The following is a 3,505-nucleotide window of genomic DNA, read 5'->3' as shown; positions in this document are numbered from 1 at the left end:
CTGAGATTATCCGATGAAAAAAGAACACATTATGCAAAACGCTCCATCAGGCCGCCATCGCCTCATTCATGCAAGCGTAGCTTCCGCTTTAGCACTCATCAGTATTTCCGTTCAGGCAAATACGCAGCAATTTGCCCAAACTCCTTTTTACCTGCAAAACAAAACCGACGTCAGCGGTCAACCCAAAGTCAAACACAATATTATGTTTTTGATTGATGACTCGGGCAGTATGTTAGCTGATGCAAAGGGTGATTATCATGTCCGTGATGAGCAAAAAAAAATCAACATTGCAAAATCGGCATTAAAGCAGGTTTTAGCGCAATATAAAGATCAGTTTAACTGGGGCTTGCAGACTTTGCACAATAATCCTCGGTATTGGAAATGGGATGAGAAAAAAAGGAAAGAGAATAATGCTATTTACGCATATGCAGAATTGCCTAGCCCTGACGATACCAAAGGCGATATGAAGGATACTGAAGGCTTTACGGATGGTTCCGCAGGTCGCAACTGGGAATATGTCAGTAAGAAGGTAGACGAGATGTTGGCTTATCAAGGTACGCCGACAACGCGCCGTTATTATGAAGTCGTCAAAAATTTCGTCATCCCCAATATCAAATACCGTTGCCAGAAGTCCTATGTTGTCGTGGTATCTGATGGTGATGCCAATATGAGTTGTAGCAATCAGGATGCCGGTGAGGATCCTCGCTTATCGCGCAATACCAGCTTCAACTACGATCGAGATTATTACTATTCAAACTACTACCGCGCCATCGAACATAGCGCGGATACACCTGCATACCAATATTTCGGGCCGTCTGCAGCGAAGGCTTATGACGATAAATATGGAAAAGGTGAATTTTTCAACGATGGTCGTGGTTTTAGTGGATATTTTGACCTGCCACTTTATCAATATGATGCCCATATCCCGCCGCATGAGAAAAAAGTGATGTGCCAATATACCGATTATAAATTCGGGTATAGCGATTATTATCGTAGGCGAATGTGGATAGGTAGTGGCGAAATCATTGTTCCTATTTGGGATAGAAACTATGGTAATGAGAAACGCGGTATGCGTTTCTTCAGTCAAACTTTGGCAGAAAAAGACATCAAAACAGAAAAAGATGGCAAAGATGATGCAGGTAAGAGCTGGGATGGCGATCCAAACGATCCTAAAGGGTTAGATTATAGCAAGCAATTGGTTCAGACTTTTACTGTAGGCTTTGGTGAAGGAGTTTCTAAAGTCGGGAGAGAATATCTGGAAAAGGGCGCCAGTCGCCCAGAATGGTATTTTAATGCCTCAAAACCTGAAAAGTTGCTCGATGCTTTCAAGACCATTGTCGACAATATTGAAAATGACAGCAAGAATACGAAATTTGAAGGAGTATCCTCTACTGCACCGGCAACGACCAGTACAGGTATTCCCAATATGGCGGCAACGGTTCATTTGAATACCGGCTCTTGGAGCAGTCAGTTGCGGTTTTACAAATTAAACCGCGATGGTACGCCTATCAATACGACTGAGTTTGTTCAGCCATCATTTAATAACCGCCTTACTTTGGTTAATGATGGCAGTAAAATCTATTTCATCGATAGAGTTGCAGATAAGGAGGCGTCAAATGCTGATTTTGGCATTTCAGACGGCAGTGCGAAAGATAAGTTGGAATGGAAAAATGCATTGCTGAAATGGACTGGCCGAGAGGGTAGTAATGAGGCCATTAAAGCGGATGCGGCCATTAAAGCGGATGCGGAGACAAAGGGTTATAGCCAGTCTTATCGCATCCGTCCAACTGATACCGCTGACGCAAGTAAAGATGAACGTAATTTGGGCGATATTTTAGACGGTTCGGTTGCGGCTATTGGCGATAAACGCGACAACCGTCAAGAGTTTTTGGTCGCTGCTGCCAATGACGGTATGGTACATATTTTCCGTAATGGTACGCCTAGCAATCCTTATGACTTGAAACTCAGCTATATTCCGGCAGGTATGGAGCGTGAGGACGATCAAGGCCAAGCGACAACTTTGGGCAAGGTTCTGAAGGATGTCGCTCGCGATGGCTACGGCTCCAGCACGCCGCATCGCTATATGGTTAATGGTGGTTTTGTTCTCCGCCAAACGCCTGATAAGCAAACCTTTATGTTTGGTGCGATGGGTCAAGGTGGACGCGGTGCGTATGCGTTGAATATTGGTGCAGTGGCGAACAGTGATCGTAGTGGTTGGAATACGACTGTGCCTTTGTTTGAAACAAAAAAAGGCTCTGACAATAAGCTGGGTTATACCATTGGTTCGACGCAAATCGGCCGTGTTTCCATCAAACGCGATACCACTCCGGTCAATCTGAAATCTGATGTGCGCTATGCGGGTTTCTTGGCCAGCGGCTATCGTACTGAAGATATGAACAGTGCCGACAATGAAACGGCTTTGTATATCTATGATATGACGGGTAAAGAAGCTGGTACGCAAGATACCGGTAAAAATGTTTCCAGTGCCGGCAAGCTCTTGGCTAAAATTCCTGCGCCGAATGGCAAAGGCGGCCTCTCTACCCCCACTTTGGTAGACACCGATTTTGACGGCATTGTCGATATTGCCTATGCAGGCGACCGTTACGGTAATATGTTCCGCTTCGACTTGAGAGGTAAAACCCCGTCTGAATGGTCGGCGCAAATGATTTTCCAAGGTTCGGGTAATCAACCGATTACTTCTGCGCCTGCGGTATCACGTCGCAGTAAAGACAAGTATGTCGTTATTTTTGGTACGGGTAGCGAGATTTATCAGAATGAATTGACCAATACCAATGGCCAAATCAATGCCGTTTACGGTATTTACGATGATGTGTCTACTGATGAATCCAAAAAAGCGGTTTTGGCGAAAAGTAGTGAGTTGGAACAGCAAACCAGAGAAAGTGATGGCGAAAACATTTACGTCAGCAATAATAAGGTCGGTATAGACAAAAAAGGCTGGAGTCTGACTTTAGGTCCGAATGAACGTGTGACTGTCAAACCGACGATGATTTTGCGAACAGCTGTTGTGACCATCCGCAAGTATGAAACCAAAACAATTCATACTGATTCTTCCAGTACCGATGTTTGTTTGCCGGACAGTACATCCACACAAACGACAGCGAAAACGATTATTTTGGGCGTAAATGCTGAAAATGGCGGCCGTTTGGGCTTGCGTGATGCGCGTATCTCCAGCAAGGACCGTAAGTTTATCAAACGTGAAAATAATGGTCAGATTTATTACGCCAACGGTATGACTTTTGATGGCGTTATCAACTTTACTTATATGAATTCCAGCAAAGCCGACGATTCTCCGGTCACTGCCGATGGCGATAGCGGCGGCACAGGTACGGATAAGGAGCTGAATGCTACGCCGAGCGTGCCAAACAATAAATGTTTTGCAACCAAAGGCGATCGCAGTCTCTTGTCCAACCAACTGGTCAGCCTGGAAGTACAAGGCCGTACATGCGGACTCAAACGCATCAGCTGGCGTGAATTGTTCTTTTAA

1 protein-coding gene is annotated in these 3,505 nt (G+C 45.0%); it reads left to right on the top strand.

All coding sequences use genetic code 11. From position 1 onward, the window contains the following. Nucleotides 1-31 precede the first annotated feature (31 nt). Entirely contained in the window at nt 32-3,505 is a 3,474-nt protein-coding gene (pilC, locus tag Q1M25_RS09005) for a PilC family type IV pilus tip adhesin (protein WP_300483950.1), read from the top strand.

The sequence above is a fragment of the uncultured Neisseria sp. genome (genome assembly GCF_951230505.1).
Classification (GTDB): Bacteria; Pseudomonadota; Gammaproteobacteria; order Burkholderiales; family Neisseriaceae; genus Neisseria.
The sequence above is the reverse complement of the archived record's forward strand: the minus strand, read 5'-3'. Positions and strand labels throughout refer to the sequence as shown.